Below are 3,001 nucleotides of genomic sequence, written 5' to 3'. Positions count from 1 at the left end.
CCTGAAATAAAGTTTTCAGACGGACCCTAAAAATATTGATATTACTCAAGGTGACTTTCTTTATGCTGGAACAGATGATCACGCACGATTATCATTAGTCTTTGACAAGCAAAATCATCTCGTGGGCGCTGCTGAAATTAGCCAAACAGCAGTAGATGATATCAATGCACTAATTCCTGTTATGGCAATTGATGTTGATCCAGAGGTTTGGAAAGAAAAGATGCTAATGGCTTTCCCTAGTTTAGCATATAAAATTAGAACATTAATTTAACAACAAGAGGGTCTATTTCTATCAAATAGGCCTTTGATCATTTCTAAAGCCATTCTTCAGAACGTTATTACGATCTGAAGAATGGCTTTATTGGCTTGTGCAAGTAACATTTGCGTGACTAATGCTAGTAATTCTTGCTAGGATTGCCTTAGATCCTTGATTATGATTTAGGAGGAGTGAGATTTGAGCTTTAAAGACGATATCAAGACCTTGCGCAGGCAATCTAACTTAACCCAAGAAGCATTAGCTCAAAAATTACATGTGACCCGTCAAACGGTCTCAACTTGGGAAACTGGCAAGAATATGCCAAGTTTAGAGACCCTGCATGCTTTGAGTCAATTGTTTAACATCTCACTCGAAAAACTTCTATTTAACGAGGAGATTGCAATGAAAAAAGATAAAGAACCCTCTTTGGCTACCCAGATAGATCATGATGTTAAGCTTAAAAGTCGTTATCGTCGTTGGACTTTTGGTTTAGGTGGCTTGATCGTACTAGCACTGGTTAGTATTGGTATTTTATGTCTGGGATATTATAAAGGTATTGGGACGATTGATCGCTTTGATCCGTTTTTATCCTATAAAGTCGGGTACACTAAATTACCTAGTGAAAAGGAAATTTCTCCTAACAATAAGGCGACCAATGGTTACTGGACCGCTTGGTTCACCGATAATACGATGGGTAATGAATGGACCAAATTAACCTTAACGACGGGGCTTAATCCTGGGGTCAAAGATCCTTATGTGATGGCTTATCATAAGGGCAGCTATGTTAAAGTTGCACGTATTGTGCCTCGCACCTACATTAATCAGACTTATGTTAGCAACTTAGCAGCATTAGACGCCTTGTTAAACCATAAGGGAAATACAGCGACTAACAATCATGACCTTAAGAAGTATAAGACACAAATTCACATATCTGACACTGTCCAACAGTTAGTAACTGAATAGAGAACCACCAAGTGATAATCCTACAAGCAATTTAAGGGTCTATAAGTCTCAAATAACCCCTCGAAAACATTGTTAAAATAACCCCTAATATCTATAATGTAGATATTAGGGGTTATTTATTTTTATATTATAAAAATGACTTCTTCTATTCGTCATTTTTTCGATACCTTTTAGCGCGATTTTGACCAGGAAATAAACGATCATGCGATCCGACTCGAATGCCAATTAAGACTAGTTCATCTTTATCAATCGTATAAACCACCAGGACATCGTTAGTTTCGCTTGGTGTTTTGTTTTTCGGGGTATCTCGTAAGTGAAATTCATTATAACCGCTCATTCGCCGATTAAGCTCATGATCTTCAAATTCTGGTGGTAATTGTTGTTGCTCAAGCAACAGGTCAATGGCTGCTCGAACTTCATCAATAATAAATTTGTCTAAACTGGCTAACCGTTTTAGATCAGCATTAAAGGTTGCACGTGGTTTAAATCTTAGTTTTTTCATTATTTAAACTGACCCCAATAATCATCATCTGATTCAACAATTTCATCGTCAGGTAAAACATGGCGTTTAATTAACTGATCACGTGCAATTGCATATTCTAACGAACCTTCTTTAGCTTTTAATGCTCTTTCTAGCCAGTCCATTTTTTCTTGTGAAACGATGGCTACTGCGCGACTATTTGAACGAGCAATATAAACGGTTTCGTCTTCGTCATTAACTTGATCTAAATATTTTTTTAGGTTAGCGCGAAAATCGCTCTGTGTTAGTGCTAATGTCATATTTACCACCCTTTCATTGTACTTAATATTGTACTTTAATTTGTACTAAAAATCAATTTTTTAAGGAGCTAAAACTATGCAACAAGTTGTCTTACCCATCAAAGATTCAAACGTTCTCAAAGAGGTGCAAGATACCTTACTCAACAACTTTAAAGCTGGCCGGCGTAACTATACAGTTTTTCAAGTTGGCAAAGCGACACTATTGCGAGTCAGTGATGTCATGCGCTTAAAACAAACCGATATTTTCAATCCNGACGGTTCTATTAAACAAAATGCGTTCATTCACGACCGAAAAACGGGCAAGCCTAATACCTTGTATCTTAAACCAGTTCAAACAGAGCTCTTATTGTACCGTCAATGGCTACTTGATCATAGACTAGCCTCTGAATGGCTCTTTCCTTCCATTCAACACCCAGAACGCCATATCACGGAAAAACAGTTCTACAAAATCATGAGCAAGGTTGGCGATCTGTTAGGAATTAATTATCTAGGGACCCACACGATGCGCAAAACCGGGGCTTATCGCGTTTACACGCAATCAAATTATAATATTGGCTTAGTCATGAATTTGCTAAATCATTCCAGTGAAGCGATGACGTTAGCTTATTTAGGCTTAGACCAGGCTAGTACTGAAACGATGCTAGATCAAATTGATTTTAGTTGAATGCAATAGCGTATAACTTTAAAATAATAATATATATGGTATAATTCAAATATGGAAAAGCCAGAATTTGAAACTTACAAACGTCCCAATGGTCATGATGAATTCGATGAATGGTTACAGCAACTGCCAATTAAAGATCGCGCTAAATTACTGCAAGTGATTACAGATACGCAGGATCAAGGTTTACTAGTCGCTCAACGCATGACTTGGGTTAAAAAGATAGCATCAGCTAAAAATGTATATGAATTAAGAAGTAAGGTATCCAGTAATATTCAACGGGCATTATACTTTCACGTTAAGGGACCAAATGTGGCCGTCAAGTTCAACTGATCCAATTT

5 protein-coding genes and 2 pseudogenes are annotated in these 3,001 nt (G+C 37.2%); 5 read left to right on the top strand and 2 right to left on the bottom strand.

Features of this window, described 5'->3' with window-relative positions; translation table 11 throughout:
* Window positions 1–121: 121 nt before the first annotated feature.
* On the top strand, window positions 122–271 hold the full coding sequence (locus tag FD47_RS15960; protein WP_225353016.1) for a hypothetical protein: 150 nt from the start codon (window positions 122–124) through the stop codon (window positions 269–271).
* Between the two features lie 183 nt (window positions 272–454).
* On the top strand, window positions 455–1,219 hold the full coding sequence (locus tag FD47_RS14045; RefSeq protein WP_035147646.1) for a helix-turn-helix domain-containing protein: 765 nt from the start codon (window positions 455–457) through the stop codon (window positions 1,217–1,219).
* 145 nt (window positions 1,220–1,364) lie between these two features.
* Here the strand turns inward: FD47_RS14045 and FD47_RS14040 are convergent, their stop codons facing one another.
* On the bottom strand, window positions 1,365–1,721 hold the full coding sequence (locus FD47_RS14040; RefSeq protein WP_056980817.1) for a type II toxin-antitoxin system YafQ family toxin: 357 nt from the start codon (window positions 1,719–1,721) through the stop codon (window positions 1,365–1,367).
* Window positions 1,721–1,999 (bottom strand): type II toxin-antitoxin system Phd/YefM family antitoxin, encoded by a 279-nt coding sequence (locus FD47_RS14035; RefSeq protein ID WP_003586674.1) that lies wholly within the window; start codon window positions 1,997–1,999, stop codon window positions 1,721–1,723. Before FD47_RS14035 ends, FD47_RS14040 begins: the two co-directional genes overlap by 1 nt.
* 76 nt (window positions 2,000–2,075) lie before the next feature.
* Between FD47_RS14035 and FD47_RS15955 the strand changes: the two are divergent.
* From FD47_RS15955 to FD47_RS14025, 3 genes and pseudogenes are all read left to right on the top strand, one after another.
* A pseudogene (locus FD47_RS15955) lies at window positions 2,076–2,251 on the top strand (site-specific integrase); the annotation flags it as partial.
* A 1-nt stretch (window position 2,252) separates the two neighbouring features.
* On the top strand, window positions 2,253–2,663 hold a 411-nt coding region (locus FD47_RS14030), incomplete at its 5' end, for a tyrosine-type recombinase/integrase (RefSeq protein ID WP_235806112.1).
* 51 nt (window positions 2,664–2,714) lie between these two features.
* Window positions 2,715–2,966 (top strand): annotated as a pseudogene (locus FD47_RS14025) (type II toxin-antitoxin system RelE/ParE family toxin); the annotation flags it as partial.
* Between the last annotated feature and the right edge of the window lie 35 nt (window positions 2,967–3,001).

The organism is Lentilactobacillus parafarraginis DSM 18390 = JCM 14109 (genome assembly GCF_001435895.1).
GTDB classification, from domain to species: Bacteria; Bacillota; Bacilli; order Lactobacillales; family Lactobacillaceae; genus Lentilactobacillus; species Lentilactobacillus parafarraginis.
Note: the sequence above shows the minus strand (reverse complement) of the source record. Positions and strands in the feature narration are given on the sequence as shown.

Excerpts from the sequence above, each read along its gene's own strand:
- FD47_RS14040 (WP_056980817.1), bottom strand. The coding sequence starts at position 1,721 with ATGAAAAAACTAAGATTTAAACCACGTGCAACCTTTAATGCTGATCTA.
- FD47_RS14035 (WP_003586674.1), bottom strand. The coding sequence starts at position 1,999 with ATGACATTAGCACTAACACAGAGCGATTTTCGCGCTAACCTAAAAAAA.